This is a genomic window from Pseudomonadota bacterium (genome assembly GCA_010028905.1).
In the GTDB taxonomy this organism is placed as follows: domain Bacteria; phylum Vulcanimicrobiota; class Xenobia; order RGZZ01; family RGZZ01; genus RGZZ01.
In genome coordinates, this window is record RGZZ01000707.1 from 1 (window position 1) to 1859 (window position 1859).

Below are 1859 nucleotides of genomic sequence, written 5' to 3' on the forward strand. Positions count from 1 at the left end.
TTGCCGTGGGCGACGGAGTAGCCAGGGGTGGCATTCACCGAAGTGCCGGTGACGAAGGGGTGGGGCGTGGGGGTGGCGATGGAGGCCATGAGCAACCGACCGAAGCCCAGCCCGCCGTGGGTGGGCCCTCCCGCGACGTAGTCGACATGGGGCGGCGCCGATGCGCGGTCATCGCCCACGAGGAGCGCGGTTGTGAAGGCCGACAGCGCCAGCGCCATCAGCTCGAGCTGCAGGCGCAGCGATGAGAGCGCCGTGCGCCGTGGCGTGAAGTCGAGCTCGTAATCGCGTTCGATTCGGATGTTCACGAGTGAGGTCTGCTTTCGCTCGAGGGTGACGGTGGTCAGGGGCTCGTTTCCCGTGCCGTGGAAGAAGCTGCGGGCGTGTCGCAAGACCCAGGCGCGTTGCACACGTTCCCTGAGTCCGGGTGTGCTCTGCGCGGGGGCCTGCACCTGGGCCCCCACTACCCATCGATTTCCCACCAGGACGTGTGTCGACGCGCGCCTACGTACGCGCTGGGCCAGCAGAGCGGCGCAGACGCAGAGAGCGATTGCCGTTGTCACCACCGTCAGGCTCACCGCGAGGCGCACCCCTCCCAGAGAAGTAATAACGAATTATAGACCAGACGCCCCTCCCGTTTCAAGGCCATCTCACGTGCGGGCTTCGCGGGTCACCCAGGCTGACACCGGTGAGGGAGACCGCCGACGCCTGGGTCGTCTGGGCGCCAGACCCCTGGGTCAGCTGGGTCTGGTTCGACAGCCAGTAGGCTGAGCCATACAGCGACACGTTCTCTGACTGCCCTGCCCCCGAGTTGATGCCGTTCGGGTTCGAGAAGGCGTTCTGCACCAGCCAGAGCTTGATGCCCACAGTGGTGTTGGTGGTGTCGACGAACGTGAAGTACGAGCGGGCGGTGCCAGCCGAGTCTTGATCGACCACGTTCTCGGCCAGTACCGTGACTACGCTGCTCTCGGTGCGGGTGAGCTGGCGCGTGGTGGAATCGATGGCGAAGGTGACCGATGTGGTGGTGCCTCCGCCAGCAGGCGTGCGGGTGAGAGCGAGCGTCTTGTAGTAGGTGGGGCTGCCGCTGAACGGGTTCGACAGGGTGGGCGCTGTTGTCGCCTGGCGGATCTCTGCCTGCACCTGGTCGAGGGCGTCGCGGGCGTCTGTACGCAGGGTGAAGCGCGCCTGCCCCTTGCGCCAGGCGCGCAGCCCACCGTTCAGCAGCTGCGTGATGGTGAGGGTGAGCAGCGAGAAAACGAAGATGACCACGATGGTCTCCACCAGGGTGAGCCCCCGGCGCTGTCGCGACCGTTCAGGCATGCGGCGCGTCTCCTCGCTCATGGGTAGGTCGGCACCGTGCAGACACCGTAGACCCCGGTGCCGATGGCGTAGGAGGCGTACGTGTTCATGGCAGGCTCGTCGCCCCGCATGGGGTGAAGCAGGTTCAGGTAGTAGCCCGTGGAGTCCTTCCCGATGCCCACGATCCTGTTCGTCTCGCCGTGCGGGTCGGCTCCGAGGTTCGCGCTGCCCCCGAAAGACGAGGCGGTGCCGATGAAGACGTTGTCTTGCTTCAGGCTGTTGAGGCCCCACTGATAGGTCTGCGGAGATGTGGTGCTCTGCACCACGCCCGTGCTGCCCGTGAGGAGCGACGAGTACTTTGTCTTGGAGGGCGGTCCGGTGTCGTCGAACTCTGTGTAGGGCGACTTGAGGAAGTAGCCGGAGTTGTAGATGGTGAAGTTCGCGGTGTCGTTCACGTAGATCTTGGTGGCCCCGACGGCGGCGGCTACTGAGAGGGTGGTATAGGCCAGCTTGGTGTTCGCAACATACCCCACGATCTTCACCTCGACGGCGCCGCTGCGCTG

General features: G+C 65.5%; 3 protein-coding genes. All 3 read right to left on the reverse strand.

Going from position 1 to position 1859, the window contains the following annotated elements:
* Positions 1-407: hypothetical protein (locus EB084_24545; GenBank protein ID NDD31433.1), on the reverse strand; the 407-nt coding region annotated here is incomplete at its 3' end.
* 229 nt (positions 408-636) lie between these two features.
* The gene (locus EB084_24550) at positions 637-1338 is read right to left on the reverse strand and encodes a hypothetical protein (GenBank protein ID NDD31434.1); all 702 of its coding nucleotides are present in this window, start codon (positions 1336-1338) and stop codon (positions 637-639) included.
* Positions 1335-1859, reverse strand: a 525-nt coding sequence (locus EB084_24555) for a hypothetical protein (GenBank protein ID NDD31435.1), incomplete at its 5' end; no start/stop codon positions are given. The genes EB084_24555 and EB084_24550, both read right to left, overlap by 4 nt.